Source organism: Croceibacterium soli (genome assembly GCF_009828065.1).
Lineage (GTDB): Bacteria > Pseudomonadota > Alphaproteobacteria > Sphingomonadales > Sphingomonadaceae > Croceibacterium_B > Croceibacterium_B soli.
On the sequence record NZ_WTYK01000004.1, the window covers coordinates 13,665 to 30,289 of the forward strand.

At 68.2% G+C, this 16,625-nt stretch carries 21 protein-coding genes; 12 read left to right on the forward strand and 9 right to left on the reverse strand.

Annotation, left to right across the window (positions count from 1 at the left end; genetic code table 11):
* The first annotated feature begins 95 nt into the window (after positions 1-95).
* The 3 genes from hmgA to maiA are packed head-to-tail and all read left to right on the forward strand — an operon-like array spanning position 96 to position 3,318.
* On the forward strand, positions 96-1,382 hold the full coding sequence (hmgA, locus tag GRI75_RS07770) for a homogentisate 1,2-dioxygenase (RefSeq protein ID WP_160746408.1): 1,287 nt from the start codon (positions 96-98) through the stop codon (positions 1,380-1,382).
* A complete protein-coding gene (gene fahA / locus GRI75_RS07775) occupies positions 1,379-2,671 on the forward strand; it encodes a fumarylacetoacetase (protein ID WP_160746409.1) in 1,293 nt (430 codons plus the stop codon). Before hmgA ends, fahA begins: the two co-directional genes overlap by 4 nt.
* Positions 2,668-3,318, forward strand: a complete 651-nt coding sequence (gene maiA / locus GRI75_RS07780; protein WP_202389657.1) for a maleylacetoacetate isomerase — start codon at positions 2,668-2,670, stop codon at positions 3,316-3,318. Before fahA ends, maiA begins: the two co-directional genes overlap by 4 nt.
* Positions 3,319-3,513: 195 nt before the next feature.
* Here maiA and GRI75_RS07785 read toward each other — a convergent pair whose 3' ends face one another.
* The 9 genes from GRI75_RS07785 to GRI75_RS07825 all read right to left on the reverse strand — a co-directional run bounded on the left by GRI75_RS07785 (position 3,514) and on the right by GRI75_RS07825 (position 10,785).
* Positions 3,514-4,689 carry an acyl-CoA dehydrogenase gene (locus GRI75_RS07785; RefSeq protein ID WP_160746410.1) on the reverse strand — a complete coding sequence of 392 codons (1,176 nt, stop codon included), beginning with the start codon at positions 4,687-4,689 and terminating at the stop codon, positions 3,514-3,516.
* Positions 4,690-4,748: 59 nt separating this feature from the next.
* Entirely contained in the window at positions 4,749-5,471 is a 723-nt protein-coding gene (locus GRI75_RS07790; RefSeq protein ID WP_160746411.1) for a sigma-70 family RNA polymerase sigma factor, read from the reverse strand.
* Positions 5,468-7,573 carry a flagellar biosynthesis protein FlhA gene (locus GRI75_RS07795; RefSeq protein ID WP_160746722.1) on the reverse strand — a complete coding sequence of 702 codons (2,106 nt, stop codon included), beginning with the start codon at positions 7,571-7,573 and terminating at the stop codon, positions 5,468-5,470. Before GRI75_RS07795 ends, GRI75_RS07790 begins: the two co-directional genes overlap by 4 nt.
* Positions 7,574-7,587: 14 nt before the next feature.
* Positions 7,588-8,388, reverse strand: coding sequence for a lytic transglycosylase domain-containing protein (locus GRI75_RS07800; RefSeq protein WP_160746412.1), 801 nt, complete (start codon positions 8,386-8,388; stop codon positions 7,588-7,590).
* Positions 8,389-8,482: 94 nt separating this feature from the next.
* A complete protein-coding gene (locus GRI75_RS07805; protein WP_160746413.1) occupies positions 8,483-8,818 on the reverse strand; it encodes a hypothetical protein in 336 nt (111 codons plus the stop codon).
* Positions 8,819-8,820: 2 nt separating this feature from the next.
* A complete protein-coding gene (flgM, locus tag GRI75_RS07810) occupies positions 8,821-9,105 on the reverse strand; it encodes a flagellar biosynthesis anti-sigma factor FlgM (RefSeq protein ID WP_160746414.1) in 285 nt (94 codons plus the stop codon).
* An 80-nt stretch (positions 9,106-9,185) separates the two neighbouring features.
* Positions 9,186-9,689, reverse strand: coding sequence for a flagella basal body P-ring formation protein FlgA (locus tag GRI75_RS07815; RefSeq protein WP_235911410.1), 504 nt, complete (start codon positions 9,687-9,689; stop codon positions 9,186-9,188).
* Positions 9,680-10,141: a hypothetical protein gene (locus GRI75_RS07820; protein ID WP_202389658.1), complete on the reverse strand. Its 462-nt coding sequence runs from the start codon at positions 10,139-10,141 to the stop codon at positions 9,680-9,682. The genes GRI75_RS07815 and GRI75_RS07820 overlap by 10 nt, the downstream gene beginning before the upstream one ends.
* Positions 10,138-10,785, reverse strand: coding sequence for a MotA/TolQ/ExbB proton channel family protein (locus tag GRI75_RS07825; RefSeq protein WP_235911411.1), 648 nt, complete (start codon positions 10,783-10,785; stop codon positions 10,138-10,140). The genes GRI75_RS07820 and GRI75_RS07825 overlap by 4 nt, the downstream gene beginning before the upstream one ends.
* 336 nt (positions 10,786-11,121) lie before the next feature.
* On the opposite strand from GRI75_RS07825, the gene flgB reads away from it, so the two are divergent.
* From flgB to GRI75_RS07870, 9 genes are read left to right on the forward strand one after another with little or no spacing between them, the layout of a single operon-like run.
* Positions 11,122-11,469 (forward strand): flagellar basal body rod protein FlgB, encoded by a 348-nt coding sequence (gene flgB, locus GRI75_RS07830; protein ID WP_160746416.1) that lies wholly within the window; start codon positions 11,122-11,124, stop codon positions 11,467-11,469.
* A gap of 13 nt (positions 11,470-11,482) precedes the next feature.
* Entirely contained in the window at positions 11,483-11,875 is a 393-nt protein-coding gene (gene flgC / locus GRI75_RS07835) for a flagellar basal body rod protein FlgC (RefSeq protein WP_235911412.1), read from the forward strand.
* The gene (locus GRI75_RS07840) at positions 11,872-12,156 is read left to right on the forward strand and encodes a flagellar hook assembly protein FlgD (RefSeq protein ID WP_160746418.1); all 285 of its coding nucleotides are present in this window, start codon (positions 11,872-11,874) and stop codon (positions 12,154-12,156) included. Before flgC ends, GRI75_RS07840 begins: the two co-directional genes overlap by 4 nt.
* A gap of 16 nt (positions 12,157-12,172) precedes the next feature.
* Positions 12,173-12,985, forward strand: coding sequence for a flagellar hook-basal body protein (locus GRI75_RS07845; protein ID WP_160746419.1), 813 nt, complete (start codon positions 12,173-12,175; stop codon positions 12,983-12,985).
* Positions 12,986-12,991: 6 nt separating this feature from the next.
* Complete coding sequence (locus GRI75_RS07850; protein WP_160746420.1) at positions 12,992-13,732, forward strand: flagellar basal body rod protein FlgF; 741 nt, start codon at positions 12,992-12,994, stop codon at positions 13,730-13,732.
* Between the two features lie 31 nt (positions 13,733-13,763).
* A complete protein-coding gene (gene flgG, locus GRI75_RS07855; protein ID WP_160746421.1) occupies positions 13,764-14,552 on the forward strand; it encodes a flagellar basal-body rod protein FlgG in 789 nt (262 codons plus the stop codon).
* Positions 14,553-14,554: 2 nt separating this feature from the next.
* Positions 14,555-15,217: a flagellar basal body L-ring protein FlgH gene (locus tag GRI75_RS07860; protein ID WP_160746422.1), complete on the forward strand. Its 663-nt coding sequence runs from the start codon at positions 14,555-14,557 to the stop codon at positions 15,215-15,217.
* 8 nt (positions 15,218-15,225) lie between these two features.
* Positions 15,226-16,323 (forward strand): flagellar basal body P-ring protein FlgI, encoded by a 1,098-nt coding sequence (locus GRI75_RS07865; protein ID WP_160746423.1) that lies wholly within the window; start codon positions 15,226-15,228, stop codon positions 16,321-16,323.
* Complete coding sequence (locus GRI75_RS07870) at positions 16,320-16,625, forward strand: rod-binding protein (RefSeq protein WP_160746424.1); 306 nt, start codon at positions 16,320-16,322, stop codon at positions 16,623-16,625. Before GRI75_RS07865 ends, GRI75_RS07870 begins: the two co-directional genes overlap by 4 nt.

A 16,625-nucleotide genomic window follows, 5' to 3' on the forward strand; every position in this document is an offset into this window, starting at 1 on the left:
GCCCTCCGGCTTCGCCGATCCTCCCGCCAAATGCAATTTCTGCGGAGTTGATTAGCAGCCCGCACCGGAATATCGAAAGCCAAGGAGATAGTTTCATGACCAACTATCAGTCCGGGTTCGGCAACCATTTCGCCAGCGAGGCGGTCGCGGGCGCGCTGCCGGTCGGGCGCAACAGCCCGCAGCGGCCACCGTTCGGGCTTTATGCCGAGCAGTTCTCGACCACCGCCTTTACCGCGCCCCGGGCGGAGAACCGTCGCTCCTGGCTCTACCGCATGCGTCCCCTAGCCGAGCACGCGCCCTACGAGCCGCTCGCCGGCTTCGAGGCCCTGCGGAGCGCCCCGTTCATCGATCCCGTCAGCCCCAACCGCCTGCGCTGGGACCCGCTGCCGCTGCCGGAGCCGCCGTGCGACTGGCTGGAAGGCCTGGTAACCTACGGCGGAAACGGCGACGTCGGCACGGCGACCGGGATCGGCATCCATCTCTATTCCGCCAGCCGTTCGATGGAGCGGCGGGCGTTCCAGAACAGCGACGGCGAGCTGCTGATCGTGCCGCAGCTGGGCACGCTGCACATCGTCACGGAGCTCGGCAGACTGGAGGTGCCGCCCGGTCATATCGCACTCGTCCCGCGCGGTATGCGGTTCAGCGTCGCGCTCGATGGCCCAAGCCGCGGATACGTCTGCGAAAACTACGGCGGGCCGTTCCAGTTGCCGGACCTCGGCCCGATCGGCGCCAACGGGCTCGCCAATCCGCGCGACTTCGAAACGCCGGTGGCCTGGTTCGAGGATATCGAGGCCGAGCACGAGATAGTGCAGAAGTTCCAGGGCCGCCTCTGGCGCACCACGATCGGCCACTCGCCGTTCGACGTCGTCGCGTGGCACGGCAACAGCGCGCCCTGCCGCTACGACCTCGCCCGCTTCAACACCATCGGCACGGTCAGCTTCGACCATCCGGACCCGTCGATCTTCACCGTGCTCACCAGCCCGAGCGAGATCCACGGCACCGCCAATTGCGATTTCGTGATCTTCCCGCCGCGCTGGATGGTGGCCGAGGAAACCTTCCGCCCACCGTGGTTCCACCGCAACGTCATGAGCGAGTTCATGGGCCTGATCCACGGCGCCTACGACGCCAAGGAAGGCGGCGGGTTTGAGCCGGGTGGCGCGTCGCTGCACAACCAGATGAACGGCCACGGCCCCGATGCCGAGACTGTCCGCCGCGCCATGGCGGCCGATCTGAAGCCGGTGAAGCTCGCAGACACGCTCGCCTTCATGTTCGAAAGCCGCTGGGTGATCCGCCCCACTGCTGCGGCAATGGAACTGCCGACCCTCCAGCCGGATTACGACGAGTGCTGGCGCGGCTTCGAGAAGGCGAGACTCTCCGAATGACCCAAACGAACGAGACCCACGATCCCGCGGCCGCGAGTTGGGTGGACGGCGCCGACGAACACGCCGAATTCCCGCCGCAGAACCTGCCGCTGGGCATCTTCTCGCCGCCCGACGGGGGCAAGCGCGGAGGGGTGGCGATCGGGAACTATGTGCTCGACCTCGCCGGCGTGGCCCTGCTGCTCGACGGCGACGCCTCCGACGCCGCACGGCTGGCCACCAGCGAAACGCTCAATGCGCTGTTCGCAGGGGGCAATGCCGCGGCAGACGCCCTGCGCCGGGGCGTATTCCGGCTGATCACCGACGAGAGCCGGCGAGACATGGTCCTGCCCGCACTCATACGCATGCAGGACGTCACGCTGCACCTGCCATTCGCGGTCGGAGACTACACCGATTTCTACACCGGCATCCATCACGCGACGAACGTCGGCAAGCAGTTCCGCCCGGACAACCCGCTGCTGCCGAACTACAAGCACGTGCCGATCGGTTACCACGGCCGCGCCAGCTCGATCAGGCCGAGCGGCGGCGACGTTCGAAGGCCGCAGGGCCAGCGCAAGGGGGCGGAAGGCGAAGGCCCGGTGTTCGGCCCCTCCCAGCGGCTCGACTACGAGCTGGAGATGGGTATCTGGACCAGCGGCTCGAACGAGCTCGGCAGCGACATCGGGATCGCCCAGGCCGCGGAGCACATCGCCGGGCTTTGCATCCTCAACGACTGGTCGGCGCGCGACCTGCAGGCCTGGGAATACCAGCCGCTGGGTCCGTTCCTGTCCAAGAACTTCCATTCCACCGTCTCGCCTTGGGTGGTGACCAGCGCCGCGCTTGCGCCGTTCCGCGTGGCCCAGCCACCGCGCCCGGAAGGCGACCCGGCGCCGCTGCCTTACCTGCTGGATGAGCAGGATCAGGCCGCAGGTGCCTATGCCATCGAGATGGAAGTGCACCTGCTCACCGCGAAAATGCGCGATGCCGGGCTGCCGCCGGAGCGGCTCAGCAGGGGTCCGATGACCGCGATGTACTGGACCGCCGCCCAGCTCGTCGCCCACCACACAGTCAACGGCTGCAACCTCCAGCCGGGCGACCTGCTCGGCACCGGCACGCTCTCGAGCGAGAGCCGCGACACGTTCGGCAGCCTCCTGGAGCTGAGCGAAGGCGGCAAGAACCCGATAACTCTGGCGAACGGCGAAACGCGCAGCTTCCTGGAAGACGGGGACGAAGTGATCATGACCGCCCATGCGGTGCGTGAAGGCTTCCGCACCATCGGCTTCGGCGAATGCCGGGCAAGGATCGCCGGATGAGCGGGAAGCTGGTCCTCCACGGCTACTGGCGCTCCGGCACCAGCTATCGCACGCGCATCGCGCTGAACATCAAGAACGTCGCTTACGAGCAGGCGCTGGTCGACTTGCGCGCCGGGGATCAGAAGTCGGAGGCGTTCACGGCCCTCAACCCGCAAGGTCTCGTGCCGGCGCTGGAGACCGAATACGGCGTCCTCACCCAGTCGTCGGCAATCCTCGAGTGGCTGGAAGAGCAATATCCCGAGCCGGCCCTGCTGCCCGGCACTGCCGCCGCACGGGCAATCGTCCGCGCCATGGCGATGACGGTCGCCTGCGACATCCATCCGCTGAACAACCTGCGCGTGCTCAAGCACCTCAAGGGCCCGCTCGGCCAGGAACAGCCGGCGATCGACGCCTGGACCGCCCACTGGATCGCCGAGGGTTTTGCAGCGCTGGAACAGACGATCGCCCGCCACGGCGGCCGCTTCGCCTTCGGCGACACGCTCACGCTCGCCGACTGCCATCTGGTACCGCAGTACTATTCCGCCCAGCGATTCGGGGCCGATTGCACGCCTTACCCGCGGCTCGTGGCGGCGGCGAAGAATGCGATGGCAGTCGAGGCGGTAGCCGCCGCCCATCCGGACAGGCAGCCGGGAGCAGACTCGCTTTAGACCTGGCTGGTGCGTGGTGCCACCCGTCCTTCAGCAAGCTCAGGACGAACGGATGTTGGGGAAGGACAATCACCCACTCCCGTTCGAACGTTGGTGGAGTACGCCCCCGCCCTGTCCGTTCGTGGTGAGCCTGTCGAACCACGACTGGCGCGCCCTCTCCTTCTTCAACGAACTCAGGACGAACAGACGGCTAGTTCAAAACGCCGCGATCCCCGTGATCGCGCGGCCGAGGATCAGCGCGTGGACGTCGTGCGTGCCCTCGTAAGTGTTGACCGTTTCCAGGTTCAGCATGTGGCGGATGACCTGGTACTCCTCGGAAATGCCGTTGCCGCCGTGCATGTCGCGGGCCGCGCGGGCGATCTCGAGCGCCTTGCCGACGTTGTTGCGCTTCACCAGGCTGACCATCTCCGGCGCGAAGCGGCCTTCGTCCATCAGCCGCCCGACCCGCATGCTCGCCTGCAGCCCAAGGGTAATCTCGGTGGCCATGTCGGCGAGCTTCTTCTGGTAGAGCTGGTTGCCCGCTAGCGGCTTGCCGAACTGCTTGCGCTCCAGCCCGTAGCTCCGGGCTGCCGCGAAGCAGAATTCCGCCGCGCCCATGCTGCCCCAGGAAATGCCGTAGCGCGCCCGGTTAAGGCAGCCGAACGGCCCCTTGAGCCCTTCGGCGCCGGGAAGCAGCGCCTCGGCGCCGACCGCCACCTCGTCCATCACGATCTCCCCGGTCGTGCTGGCGCGCAGGGACAGCTTGCCTTCGATCTTCGGCGCGCTGAGGCCTTTCATGCCCTTGTCGAGCACGAAGCCGCGGATCTTGCCGCCATGCGCCTCGCTCTTGGCCCAAACGACGAACACGTCGGCGAACGGCGAGTTGCTGATCCAGGTCTTGGTGCCGGAGAGCTTGAACCCGTCGCCGTCCTTCCGCGCGACGGTGCGCATGGAGCCAGGGTCCGAACCGGCATCCGGCTCCGTCAGGCCGAAGCAGCCGATCAGCGCTCCGCTGGCGAGGCCCGGCAGGTATCGGGCCTTCTGCTCGTCGGAGCCGTAGGCGTGGATCGGGTACATCACGAGGCTCGACTGCACCGATGCCATCGAGCGATAGCCTGAATCGACCCGCTCGATCTCACGCGCGACCAGGCCATAAGCGACATAGCTCGCCCCTGCCCCGCCGAACTCCGGCGGAACGGTCACTCCGAGCAGCCCGGCCTGCCCCATCAGCGGGAACAGCTCCGGTGCATCCACCTCGTCGCGGTAGGCAGCGATCACCCGCGGCTGCAGCACGTCCTGCGCGAAGCCGTGCGCGGCGTCGCGGATCATCCGCTCCTCCTCGCTCAGCTGGTCGTCGAGGGTGAAGGGATCGGCCCAGTCGAAAACGGTCATAGCGTCCTTCGAGTTGCTCGGCGGCACTCAGAACACAAGCCGCGCCCGTGCGCCACCCCCTAGCTGTCGTCGGCTATCGCCGCCCGCACCTTTTCCAGAGCGGAAGCCTTCAACTGATGCACCCGCGGCACGCTGACGCCGAGTACGGCGGCGATCTCCGCCAGGTTGAGCTCCTCGACGAAATAGAGCTGGATCACGAGCCGGTGCCGCTCCGGCAGGGAGCCGATCGCGGCGATCAGCTGCTCGCGATCCTCCTGCTGCAGCAGCAGGTTCTCGGCATCGGGCTCGTCCGCGGCAAAAGCACTGTCGCTTTCAGAGTAGCATTCCTCGATCGAGCTGAGCCGCGTCTCCGCAAGCCCGCTGCGCAAGCGGTGCAGTTCGTCCACGTCCATGCCCAGCGCCTGGGCCAACTCGGCAGCCGAAGGCTCGCGGCCGAGCATCGCGGCGAGGCGCGCCTGCTGCTGCTCGATCCGCTTGCGCTTCGCCCGTGCGCCGCGCGGATCGGGCGAGCTGCTGCGCAGCATGTCGACCATCGCCCCGCGCACGCGCAACTTGGCGTAGGCGGCGAAACCGTCCTCGCTCGGCCCGTCGTGTTTCTGGGCGCACTCGGTCAGCGCGACGAGGCCGGCCTGCACGAGATCGTCGACCTCCACCGTCGGCCCGCCGCTGCCCGAAAGGTGCCAGGCCAGCTTGCGGACCATCGGTAGGAACCGGTTGACCCGGTCGCCGACGGCGCCGCGATAGGCCTTTGTCGCGGAAAAATGGGAATGATCCTGAATCATGCTGCCAGAGGCTCCCTCTCATGCAGTTCGGCGCCGGCATCGCTGGCAAGCTGCGGCGCGGCTTCGCTTTCGCCGCCGACGACCGAGATCACCTCGATCGGCTGGGCGGCGGGCAATTCGTTGATGGACAGCACGGCGCAGCCCGGCGCTCGTACCCTGAGAAGCGCAGCCAGCGGCCGGCGCGCGCGGGGCTGCACGATCAGCACCGGCATGCCGGCGCCGGGGGGGCGGCTCGCAAGGATGGCCGCGATCCGCTCGCCGATGGAGCGGGCGAGATCGGGCTCGATGATGATCTGGCCGGAGCTGGGATCCTGCAGGCCGCTCACGACCATCTCCTCCAGCTCCGCAGCCAGGGTGATGACCGGCAGGCGCTCGTCCGGCGGGCAGATCGCGCCCACCAGCATCGGCCCGAGATCCGCGCGGAGCATGTCGATCAGGCGCTCGTGATCGGTCGTCTGCTGGGCGGCCTGCGACAGGCTGGCGAGGACCGGGAGCGGATGGGCCAGGGAGATGCCATCCGCCAGGAGCGCGCGCAGCAGCCGGGTGATCGCGGCGAGCGAAAGCGGCTGCGGCGTGATGGTCTCGATCAGCTGCGCGTGGCGTTCGCGCACGGAGTCGAGCAGCTCGCGCACCTGGTCCGGCCCGAGCAGCTCCTGCGGCCGGGCGGAGAGCAGCTGATTGACGTGCGTGGCGATGACGCTTTCCGCGTCGACCACGAGATACCCTTCGGCGACCGCGAGATCGCGCGCGCCGGGCTCGATCCAGATCGCCGGGCAGCCGAAGCTGGGATCAACGGTCACTTCCCCGGGCAATGTCGTTGCCGCGCCGGCCTCGCCGGTGTCGATCGCCAGCATCAAGTCCGGCCGCAACTGGCCGGAGCCGAGCGGCGCACCGCCCAGCGTGATGCGATAGCGGTCCGGCGCCAGATCGAACCTGTCCTTGATGCGGAATTGCGGAACGACGAAGCCGAACGACTGGCAGAGCTGGCGACGCAGGCCGGTAAGCCGCGCGACGATCGGCGCCCCGCGGCGTTCGTCGGCCAGATGGACCAGGCCATAGCCGAGCTCGATGGTGACCAGCGCCTGCTCGGACACTTCGTCGATGCTGATCCTCGCGGGGTCGGCCTTCACCGGCGGCTCGCTGGCGAACGCTGCCGCGGCGGTCTCCCGTCGCCTGAGCCCGCGCCAGAGCAGGAACGCTCCACCGGCGAGCGGCAGGAATATCGACTGCGGCATCGCCGGGATCATGCCCATGGCCGCGAGGATGCAGCCCACCGGCAGCCAGATGCGCGGATCGGCGAACTGGCCGCCGATCTGCCCGGTCAGGTCGCGGGTATCGGACACGCGGGTGACGATGACCGCCGCGGCGATCGACAACAGCAGTGCGGGAACCGAGGCGACCAGCGCGTCACCCACGGCGAGGGTAACATAAAGCTGGCCGGCATCGCCGGCGGAGAGGCCGTGGGAGACCATGCCCAATACCAGGCCGGCCACGATGTTGACGAACAGGATCAGCAGCGCGGCGACGGCGTCGCCCTTCACGAACTTGCTGGCGCCGTCCATCGAGCCGTAGAAATCCGCCTCGGTGGCGATCTCGCGGCGGCGCGCCTTGGCTTCGTCGGCCGTCATCAGCCCTGCGGCGAGGTCCGAATCGATCGCCATCTGCTTGCCCGGGAGGGCGTCGAGCGTGAAGCGAGCCGACACTTCGGAGACGCGCCCGGCACCCTTGGTGACGACCATCAGGTTGATGATCATCAGGATCATGAACACGAACAGGCCGACGGCGAAGTTGCCGCCGATCAGGAAGGCTCCGAAAGCCTCGATCACCTTTCCGGCGGCCGCCTCTCCTTCGTGCCCGTAAAGCAGGACCACGCGGGTGGATGCGACGTTCAGCGCCAGCCGCAGCAGTGTGGCGAACAGCAGGACCGAGGGGAACGAGGAGAAGTCGAGCGGCTTCGCAGCATTCATCGCCGCCATCAGCACGGCGACGGAGAGCGCGATGTTGAGGACGAAGAACACGTCCAGCATCACGGCGGGGATCGGCACCACCATCAGGACGATGATGGTCAGGATGCCGGCCGGCAGGGCCACGGCGGGGGACATGAAGCTGCGGATGCTCACAGGCCGAACGCCTTGAACTTGCCGTAAGCGTCACCGATCCGCTGCGCCGCGCGGCCATCCATGGCCGCTCCGCCGAATGTCGCCTGCAGCGTCTCGGCCATCGATGGGCGGCGAGCAGGCGCGGGCGCTTCGGCAAAGGAAGCGGCGGCATGCGTGAAAGTGGCCTGCGCGGGCGAATAGGCATAGCCGCCGGCGGATGGCGGCAGGGCTGCCCCGCCCTCCATCGCGGCTGCGACTTTGCTGCGCAGGAGGTCCATCACCTCGCCCACGGCACGGGGCCGGGCGCCGTCGTAGAAGATCGGGCGATTGGCCGCGGCCTGCTTCGGGAAGAGCCCGGCGGCGGATGCATGCGGGCTGTCCTGCAAGGCGCCGAGGAAGGTCTTCGCGCCGCCCGATCCGAGAAAATGCGCCAGGTAGAGCTCGGCGGAATCCGGTTCGCGGCCGAGAAAGCCGCTCAGTTCGGCGGCGTTGTCGCGCGCCAGCTCCGCAGCCATCAGGGCGGAGACGTTCGGATCGAAGCGCAGCGCCAGCACTTCCGCCTTGACTGCGGGGTCGGCGATGTCCGCCCGGCCGCCACGGCGGGAAATCAGGGAGTCGGCCCAGCCGAGCCCATGCGTGCTGCCATGGCGGTCGAGCGTTTCAAGCCACGTCCCGCCGATGAACTGGTACAGGCCGGCGGCGCTGGAGGTGCCGGCGCGGGCGTTCGTATCCAATCCGGACTCGAGTTTGGCCTGGGCGAGCAGATAATTGAAATCGACGCCGGTCGCAGCGGAAGCCCGCGCAATCGCGCTGTGCACCTCTCCCCGCTGGACTGCTGAAACTGCGGACACTGGATCCCCCGGCTTGCGAATTGCTTCGCCAGGATCTCAGCAACATCCATGCCAAACAGGTTTAGCGCTGCATCCCGCGCAGTGCCGCCGGGCGGCCGGAGTCATAAACACCGATCCGCCCGGTCAGCGCGCCAAGCCGGGTCTCGACATTGGCGGCGATCAGGTTGCGCAGCTTGCGGTTGATCTCGTTGAGGCGAGCCACCGCGTCGAGCAGGCCACTGCATTCCTCGTCGAGCCGGCCTTGCGCTTGCATCTCGATCCGATTGCAGAGCTCCAGCTTGCCGTCCGCGCAAGTCAGGATGCGCTCCAGGTCCAATTCGGCAAGCGCCTGCCGCTCTCCTTCAAGCAAGGCAAGCAATTGCCGGAGCGTTTCACGGAGCGGCTTGTTCTCGGTCATGGTCATTTCCTCGACAGGAAGCCTGCGGCAATCATCGCGTCGGCGGTCTTCGCCGGGTCGAGTTTGTAGCGGCCCTGTTCGATGGCGGCGCGGAGTTCGGCCACGCGGGCGCTGTCGACAGGCGCTTCGGTACCGGCAGAGACGATGCTCGCCGCGGAGGCGTCGCCCTGCCTGGCAATCCCGCCTGCCGCCGGACGAACGCTCTCCGCCTGGGTGACGGGAGCGGGTCCCTTCCCCTTCAGGCGGGACGAAATGCCATTCGGCCCTTGCATGTCGATCCGGTCCATCGTTCGGCTCCGTTCAATTCCCGCATGAGAGAACGGCCGCTGCGCCGGACGTTTAAGGCCCGCCGACGAAATCTTGCCGCTTACGGCAATTCCATGCCGACTTTGCCGGGCTGCAGGATCCGCACGCGAACGGTGTCCTGCTTCGCACCTGCCGGGCGGACGCGGATCCAATCCCCCACCGCGCCGCTTTCCAGGGCCTCGCCCTGGCGCGACAGGACGAAGCCCCTGCCATGCACCGCGATGGATACGACTTCGCCGCGCGTTACGGCCTTCTCCGCTCTGGCGGCGGCAGCGGGACCAGCCTCGATCGGCACGAACAGACGCCAGCCGCCGGACACGGGGCACTGGACAAGCACGGTGTCCCGCGCCCGCCCGTACCACTCGAGCGCCAGCGGCGCCAGGCACTGCGAGAGCTTGAGCCGGCGGTCGACCGGCAGGCGGGCCCCGCCCTGGGAGCCGGTCGGCGCCCCGGCGAATTGCGCAACGGCGCGGTCGATTTCGGCCGGATCGGCGAAGCCGGCAGCGGACGCGGGCATTGCCGTGCCGAGCGCGGCGGCGGAAGCGAGCATCGGAATCAATCGCATGTCTTGTCCTTTCCAGGCGGGCGCGGGGCGCCATTCGTGCCTGCCGCGTTGCAATCGCCGTGCCAGTCTGCAGGGATGTCGAACGCGAGCACCGCGAGGAGATCCGAACTCTCCGCCGGCTCGATCACGATGCGCGGGCGCACTCCGCGCGTCTCTGCTTCCGATGCAAGCTTGAGCGCGGCATCCGCGGCGATCCGTGCATCGCCATCGCGGTAACGGCCGATGATCGTGACCTGCTGCCGCTCGTCCGGCGCCTGTGCGGCAAGCCAGTCGCCGAGCGGCGGCGCCTGCCGGTGCGGGCGATAGATCGCCAGCGGCTCGCCCTCGGCGGGGAGTGGATTTCCCGCCGGTTCTGGCCTTTTCGATCCCATCGCCGCCGCGGTGACCATGAACAGGATCAGAGCGAGGTCGGCGATGATCGTCTGCCAGTTCCCGCGTACGCCCGCGATCATGCGGCGGCTCTTTTAGCGGCGGGCGCTTCGGGCGGATTGCAGGACCGCTCGATTGCCCCCGCGAGCCAGTCGAGCAGAGCCTGCCGCGCCTTCTCCTCGGACTGCGCCCGGCGCTCCACGGCGGCGGACAGCGGGGCGAACAGGAAGTTCGCGGCAACCAGGCCATAGAGCGTGGTCATGACTGCCATGCCGATCGCGCGCCCATAGTCGCCCTCTGCGATCGTGGACAGGCCGCTCAGCGACAGCAGCGTGCCGGCTAGGCCGAGGACCGGCGCCAGGTCGGCAGCCTCCGCCAGCACGCGCCCTGCGGTCCCGGCTGTAACGGCGCGGCGCCAGCGGTAGCGCTCGTGCTCGTCGTACAGGCTCTGGACGGAACGGCGGCGGATCAGGGTATCGCTCAGTTCGTCGAACTCGCCGTCGCCGAAATGGTGAGGCTGCGCTCGCAGGAGGCCGTCGCGGTCGATCTCCTGGATCTGCACCGCCAGTTCCGCGCGCACGCGGTCGCTGTCGAACGGCCTGGCGAACAGGTGCACCACCGCGGCCAGCGCACTGCTGCTGTCGCGCCAGCCGCAGCGCAGCAGCACCGCTGCCAATGTACCCCCGAGCACGATCCCAAGCGACAGCGGATCGAACAGATTCGTCATGACCAATTGTTCTCCTCGATTGGGAAGAACGGCGCGCCAGCGCAGGCAATTTAGGGTTCGGCGGAACTTTGCCGCTTCCGGCAAGCGCTTGCCGCCTGGTCGTGGAAATCCAAGCCCCCCTCAATCCTCCCCGGCACGGGGAGGTGGCGCCGGCCCCAGGCCGGTGACGGAGGGGGCCCGCCTCCTGGTGCCTCGTGCCTGTGGCGGGCCCCCTCCACCATCCTTCGGATGGTCCCCCTCCCCGTGCCGGGGAGGATCGGGAACCTACCCCGGCCCTCGCAATCCCAATTGGCACGCTCCTTGCTGATGGTTGCTCGAACAAGTCTGGAGACTGTCATGAGCGAAGGTCTTTTCGGTATTCACGGGGCGGCGCTGGAGATCAGGGCGCAGCGCATGGGCGTGCTCGGATCGAACATCGCCAATGCCGCCACGCCCGGTTACAAGGCCAAGGACATCGATTTCTCCGCCGCGCTTCAGGCGCGGCTCAGTGGCGCCGATGAGACCCAGTCCGTCGGCGCCGCTACCCGCTACCGCGTGCCGGTCATGCCCAGCCTCGACGGCAACACTGTCGAGATGGCGACCGAGCAGTCCGCCTTTGCCGAGAACGCCGTCGCCTACACCGCCACGCTGGGCTTCCTGCGCGGCCGGGTGGAGACGGTCACCCGCGCGATCAGGGGCGAGTGACATGCCCGGCCCGATGACCATTTTCGAGCTGGGGCAGCGCGCCATGTCGGCGCAGCTCGTGCGGATGAACGCCGCCGCCTCCAACCTGGCCAACGCCGGCAGCATCGCAGCCAGCGAAGGCGAAGCCTACCGCCCGCTGCGCCCGGTCTTCGCCGAACAGCTCGACGCCGCCACCGGCCTCAGTTCGGTGCGGGTCGCGGGCGTCCAGCGCGCCGACGTGGCGCCTGTGCGCCGTCACGATCCGGGCCACCCGCTGGCCGACGAGAACGGCGACGTCTGGGCCTCGCCCGTCGATGAGAACGCCGAGATGGTCGAGATGCTCGAAGCCTCGCGCCAGTACCAGAACATGGTCGAGGCGCTCTCCACCGCCAAGCAACTGATGCTCGAAACGATGAGGATGAAATGACCGTAGTCACGAACAGGGCCGCGCCCACCGTGCCCGGCACGCCGGGCGCCACCGGCCGCGACTACGCGTCGCTTGGCCAGAGCGATTTCCTGCGCCTGCTGACCGTGCAGGTGCAGCAGCAGGATCCGTTCGATCCGGTCGATAACAAGGAGATGCTGGCGCAGATGGCCCAGTTCTCCTCGCTCGCCGGGATCAACGACGTGAACGCCACGCTGCAGAAGATTTCCGACAAGCTCGATGTGCTCGCCGCCGCTCAGGCAGCGTCCAGCCCCACAGAATGAACAGGAGACCCATGTCATGTCCTTCTACACTTCGCTTAACGGCCTCAAGAACGCCCAGACCGAACTCGGCGTGATCGCCCACAACATCGCCAACGTCGACACCAACGGTTTCAAGAAGGGCCGCACGGACTTCGCCGACGTCGTCGCCGGCTCGGCGCAGAGCGACCCGCGCAAGATCCAGGGCATCGGGGCTACGCTGGAGGCGATCAGCCAGAACTTCGCGCTCGGCCCGATCGAACAGACCGGCGGCGCGCTCGACCTGGCGCTGACCGGAGACGGGTTCTTCACCATGCGCTCGGCCGAAGGCGGCAAGACGCTCTACACCCGCAACGGCGGCTTCGGCATCGATGAGGCCAGCTACATCAACGACGGCCTGAACAACCGCCTGCAGGTCTTCCCGACCGATGCCGACGGCACGATTACTTCGACCACGCCGGTCGACGCGCAGATCCCCGCCACCAACGCGGACGGCGCCGAGTTCGCCGGCGTGACGGTCGGCAGCGACGGGGCGGTGACTGCCACGTATGCCGACGGCACCTTCGAGGTCGTCGGCACTGTCGCCCTCGCCTCGTTCATCTCGCCGACCGGCCTCAAGCAGGTCGGCTCGTCGAACTGGGAAGCGACCGGCATCTCCGGTGCGGCGAAGTACGGCGCGCCCGGAGCCGGGCAGTACGGCTCTCTGCTCTCCGGCGCGCTCGAACGCTCCAACGTGGACATCGCCGAGGAACTCGTCGGCCTGATCACCGCGCAGCGCAACTTCCAGGCCAACGCCAAGGCGATCGATACTGCGACACAGATTTCGCAGACGGTCATCAACCTCAGGACCTGATAGGCCATGGACCGGCTGATCTACACCGCGCTTTCGGGCATGCAGGCGTCGATGAACCAGCAGCGGGTGATCGCCAGCAACATGGCGAACGCCCAGACTGTCGGCTTCCGCGCCGAACTGCTCGACCAGCGAGCGATCACGATCGAAGGCGACAGCCTGGAAGCGCGCGCGATGCAGCAGGCGGAAGTGCGCGGCGCCAGCATGGACGCCGGCGAGGTGGTCCGGACCGGCCAGCCGCTCGATATCGCCATAGAGGGCAAGGCCCTGCTGGCGGTGCAGGCGGAAGACGGGAGCGAGGCCTATACGCGCCGCGGCGACCTGTCGATCTCGCCGACCGGCGCGCTGGTCAACGGCGAAGGCCGGCCGGTGCTCGGCGCCAACGGGCCGATCACGGTGCCGCTGGGGGCCAAGCCCTCCATCGCGCCGGACGGGACCGTGTCCGTCACCGATCCTGCAACCCCGGATCAGCCGCCGCAGGAAATCGGCCGCATCAAGCTGGCCGGATGGGAAGGTAGCCCCATCGCCAAGGGCCTGGACGGGCTGCTCCGGGTCGAGGGCGGTGGGATCCTGCCGACCGACGAGGAGGCCACGGTCCTCACCGGATCGCTCGAGCAGTCGAACGTCAAATCCACCGAAGTGCTGGTCGCCATGATCGATGCGCAGCGGCTCTTCGCCATGCGCAGCAAGCTGATCGCCACCGCACGCGAGTGCGACGAAGGCAGCGCGCAGCTGATGCGCCTGAGCTGACTAGACTGAGCTGACGAAAGGAACATAAGCAATGCCCACTTCCGCTCTCCAGGTCGCCCGCACCGGGCTCGAGGCTCAGGATGCGCGCATGCGCGTCATCGCCAACAACCTCGCCAACGTCGGCACCACGGGCTTCAAGAAGGACCGCGCCAACTTCGCGACCCTCGCCTACCAGGATGCCCGCGTCGCCGGGCAGCGCTCGTCGGGCGAAACGGCCTATGCCTCGGGGCTCAACCTCGGCACCGGCGTGGCCGTGCAGTCGACCAGCCAGGTCGTGACGCAAGGCGCGCTCAACACCACCGGCAACGCGCTCGATCTCGCGCTCGACGGCGAAGGCTATTTCCAGGTCGAGCTGCCGGGCGGCAAGCTCGGCTATACCCGCGCCGGCAACTTCACCCGCTCCGCCGAAGGCCAGCTCGTCACCCAGCAGGGCTATGTCGTGCAGCCGGCGATCACCGTGCCGGAAGGCGCCGGCGCGATCGCAGTCTCGCCGGACGGCACGGTCACCGCGTCGATCCCGGGCGATGCCGAGCCGGCCGAACTCGGCCAGCTGCAGGTCGCCAGCTTCGCCAACCCCGCCGGGCTCCAGGCGATCGGTGACAACTTCCTGGTCGAAACCGCCGCCAGCGGCGCGGTCCAGCTCGCCCCAGGCGGCGAGAACGGCCGCGGCAACATCCGCCAGGGCATGCTGGAATCCTCCAACGTCAACATTGTCGAAGAGCTGGTCGACATGATCGAATGCCAGCGCGCCTACGAAATCAGCTCGAAGATGGTCTCCGCCGTCGACGAGATGCTCCGCAACGCCAACCAGACGCTGTGACCATGAACCGCAAGATCCTCCACCGCATGGCCGCCCTCGCCCCGCTGCTGGCGCTCTGCGCCTGCGGAGACGAGCGGCCCGCCGGCTTCGCCGCCGCGCTGCCCCCGCCGCCGCCTTACACGCAGGCGCCGGCAGACGGCGCGATCTACCAGGCCGCTGCCGGCTATGCCCCGCTGCACTACGGGTTGCGAGCCAGCCGCGTGGGCGATCTGGTCACCGTGGTCCTGCTCGAGCGCACCCAGACATCGAAGTCCGCCAGCTCCAACCAGCAGCGCGACGGCGGCATCTCGCTGACCCCGCCCAGCGCCGGTCCATTCTCGTTCGATCCCGGGGTTCTTAATTCCGGCGGCTCATCGTCGTTCAATGGTGGGGGAGACGCGGCCCAGACGAGCATGTTCAGGGGGGACATCACGGTGACCATTGTCGAAGTCCGGCCCAACGGCACCGCGCTTGTCCGCGGCGAGAAGGTGATGCAGCTGAGCCAGGGCGAGGAGTGGATCCAGCTCTCCGGCATCGTCCGCCTGGCGGATCTCGACCACGACAACCGCGTGCCCTCGCACCGCATCGCCGACGCCTACATCACCTACGCGGGCAAAGGCGCGGTCCAGCGGGCGAGCCGCGAAGGCTGGCTGTCGCGCTTCTTCAACACCGTGACCCCGTTCTGAGGCCGGCCATGATCAAGCACCTCATCATAGCCGCCGCCGCCACGCTGGCGCTGTTCGCCAGCCCGGCGCAGGCCGAACGGATCCGCGATCTCGGCACGTTCCAGTCGGTCCGCTCCAACCAGCTCACCGGCTACGGCATCGTGGTCGGGCTCGACGGTACGGGCGACGACAACTTCGCCTATGTCACGCAGGCCATGCGCGGCGTCTCCGACCGCTTCGGCCTGCAGCTGCCGCCCGGCGCCAGCCCGGCGCTGAAGAACGCGGCGGCGGTGATCATCACCGCGGAGCTGCCTGCTTTCGCCAAGCCCGGCCAGCGGATCGACATCACCGTCTCCACCATGGGCAAGGCCAAGTCGCTGCGCGGCGGTGCCCTGGTCCTGACGCCGCTCTACGGCGCCGACGGTCAGGTCTACGCGATGGCCCAGGGCAACCTCGCCGTCGGCGGGCTGGGCGTGTCGGGCCGCGACGGCTCCAAGCTGACCGTCAACGTGCCGACCGTCGGCCGCATCCCCGACGGCGCGAGCGTGGAGCGGGCAGTGGCCACGGGCTTCGACAGCTCGGACATCCTGCGCTGGAACCTGTTCCAGGCCGACTTCCTCACCGCCACGCGGGTGCGCGACGCCATCAACAGCCGCTATCCCGGCACCGCGATGGTCGAAGACGGCGTGACCCTGGCCCTGCGGCTGCCCCCGGGCGCCAACGACCGCGCCGGAATGATGGCGGCGATTGAGATGCTCGACGTCAATCCGGCGGAAAGCGCCGCCAAGGTGATCGTCAACAGCCGCACCGGAACGGTGGTGATCTCCAGCGCCGTGCGCCTGGCGCCGGCGGCGATCAGCCACGGCAGCCTGGTCGTGCGCATCGACGAGGCTCCGATGGTGATCCAGCCGGAACCCTTCAGCCGGGGCGAAACCGAGTTCGAGGAATCGAGCACCATCGATGTGGTGCAGGAACCCAACCGCGTGGCCCTGTTCGATCCCGGTGCTTCGCTGGCCGAGCTGGTCGACGCGCTGAACATGCTCGGCGTCAGCCCATCGGATCTCGTCGCCATCCTCGAGGCTCTCAAGCAGGCCGGTTCGCTCAAGGCCGAGATGGTGGTGATATGACGACCCCCACCGCCCTCACCGCCGCCGCCTCCGCGCTTCCCGCTGCTCCCGCGGCAGGAAGCGACCGGGCGCGTCTGGCCGAAGCCTCGCGCCAGTTCGAAGCGATCTTCTTGCGCCAGATGCTCACCGCAGCGCGAAGCGCGGACTTCGGCGGAGACGACCTGTTCGGCGGCCAGGGCGAGGAAACCTTCGCCGAGATGCGCGACGCGCGCTTCGCCGAAATCGCCTCCAGCACCGGCGCGATCGGCCTTGCCGCATCGATCGAGGCGCAGCTCGCCCGCTTCATGGGACCGGAGAACTAG

What these genes read in the sequence shown, in the direction of transcription:
- GRI75_RS07815 (WP_235911410.1), bottom strand. Translation starts at nt 9,689, where the DNA reads ATGCGATTGATTCCGATGCTCGCTTCCGCCGCCGCGCTCGGCACGGCA.
- GRI75_RS07795 (WP_160746722.1), bottom strand. Translation starts at nt 7,573, where the DNA reads ATGTCCCCCGCCGTGGCCCTGCCGGCCGGCATCCTGACCATCATCGTC.
- GRI75_RS07785 (WP_160746410.1), bottom strand. Translation starts at nt 4,689, where the DNA reads ATGACCGTTTTCGACTGGGCCGATCCCTTCACCCTCGACGACCAGCTG.
- hmgA (WP_160746408.1), top strand. Translation starts at nt 96, where the DNA reads ATGACCAACTATCAGTCCGGGTTCGGCAACCATTTCGCCAGCGAGGCG.
- GRI75_RS07805 (WP_160746413.1), bottom strand. Translation starts at nt 8,818, where the DNA reads ATGACCGAGAACAAGCCGCTCCGTGAAACGCTCCGGCAATTGCTTGCC.
- flgG (WP_160746421.1), top strand. Translation starts at nt 13,764, where the DNA reads ATGCCCACTTCCGCTCTCCAGGTCGCCCGCACCGGGCTCGAGGCTCAG.
- GRI75_RS07845 (WP_160746419.1), top strand. Translation starts at nt 12,173, where the DNA reads ATGTCCTTCTACACTTCGCTTAACGGCCTCAAGAACGCCCAGACCGAA.
- fahA (WP_160746409.1), top strand. Translation starts at nt 1,379, where the DNA reads ATGACCCAAACGAACGAGACCCACGATCCCGCGGCCGCGAGTTGGGTG.
- GRI75_RS07865 (WP_160746423.1), top strand. Translation starts at nt 15,226, where the DNA reads ATGATCAAGCACCTCATCATAGCCGCCGCCGCCACGCTGGCGCTGTTC.
- GRI75_RS07870 (WP_160746424.1), top strand. Translation starts at nt 16,320, where the DNA reads ATGACGACCCCCACCGCCCTCACCGCCGCCGCCTCCGCGCTTCCCGCT.
- GRI75_RS07790 (WP_160746411.1), bottom strand. Translation starts at nt 5,471, where the DNA reads ATGATTCAGGATCATTCCCATTTTTCCGCGACAAAGGCCTATCGCGGC.
- flgB (WP_160746416.1), top strand. Translation starts at nt 11,122, where the DNA reads ATGAGCGAAGGTCTTTTCGGTATTCACGGGGCGGCGCTGGAGATCAGG.
- maiA (WP_202389657.1), top strand. Translation starts at nt 2,668, where the DNA reads ATGAGCGGGAAGCTGGTCCTCCACGGCTACTGGCGCTCCGGCACCAGC.
- flgC (WP_235911412.1), top strand. Translation starts at nt 11,483, where the DNA reads ATGACCATTTTCGAGCTGGGGCAGCGCGCCATGTCGGCGCAGCTCGTG.
- GRI75_RS07825 (WP_235911411.1), bottom strand. Translation starts at nt 10,785, where the DNA reads ATGACGAATCTGTTCGATCCGCTGTCGCTTGGGATCGTGCTCGGGGGT.
- GRI75_RS07860 (WP_160746422.1), top strand. Translation starts at nt 14,555, where the DNA reads ATGAACCGCAAGATCCTCCACCGCATGGCCGCCCTCGCCCCGCTGCTG.
- GRI75_RS07840 (WP_160746418.1), top strand. Translation starts at nt 11,872, where the DNA reads ATGACCGTAGTCACGAACAGGGCCGCGCCCACCGTGCCCGGCACGCCG.
- GRI75_RS07850 (WP_160746420.1), top strand. Translation starts at nt 12,992, where the DNA reads ATGGACCGGCTGATCTACACCGCGCTTTCGGGCATGCAGGCGTCGATG.
- flgM (WP_160746414.1), bottom strand. Translation starts at nt 9,105, where the DNA reads ATGGACCGGATCGACATGCAAGGGCCGAATGGCATTTCGTCCCGCCTG.
- GRI75_RS07820 (WP_202389658.1), bottom strand. Translation starts at nt 10,141, where the DNA reads ATGATCGCGGGCGTACGCGGGAACTGGCAGACGATCATCGCCGACCTC.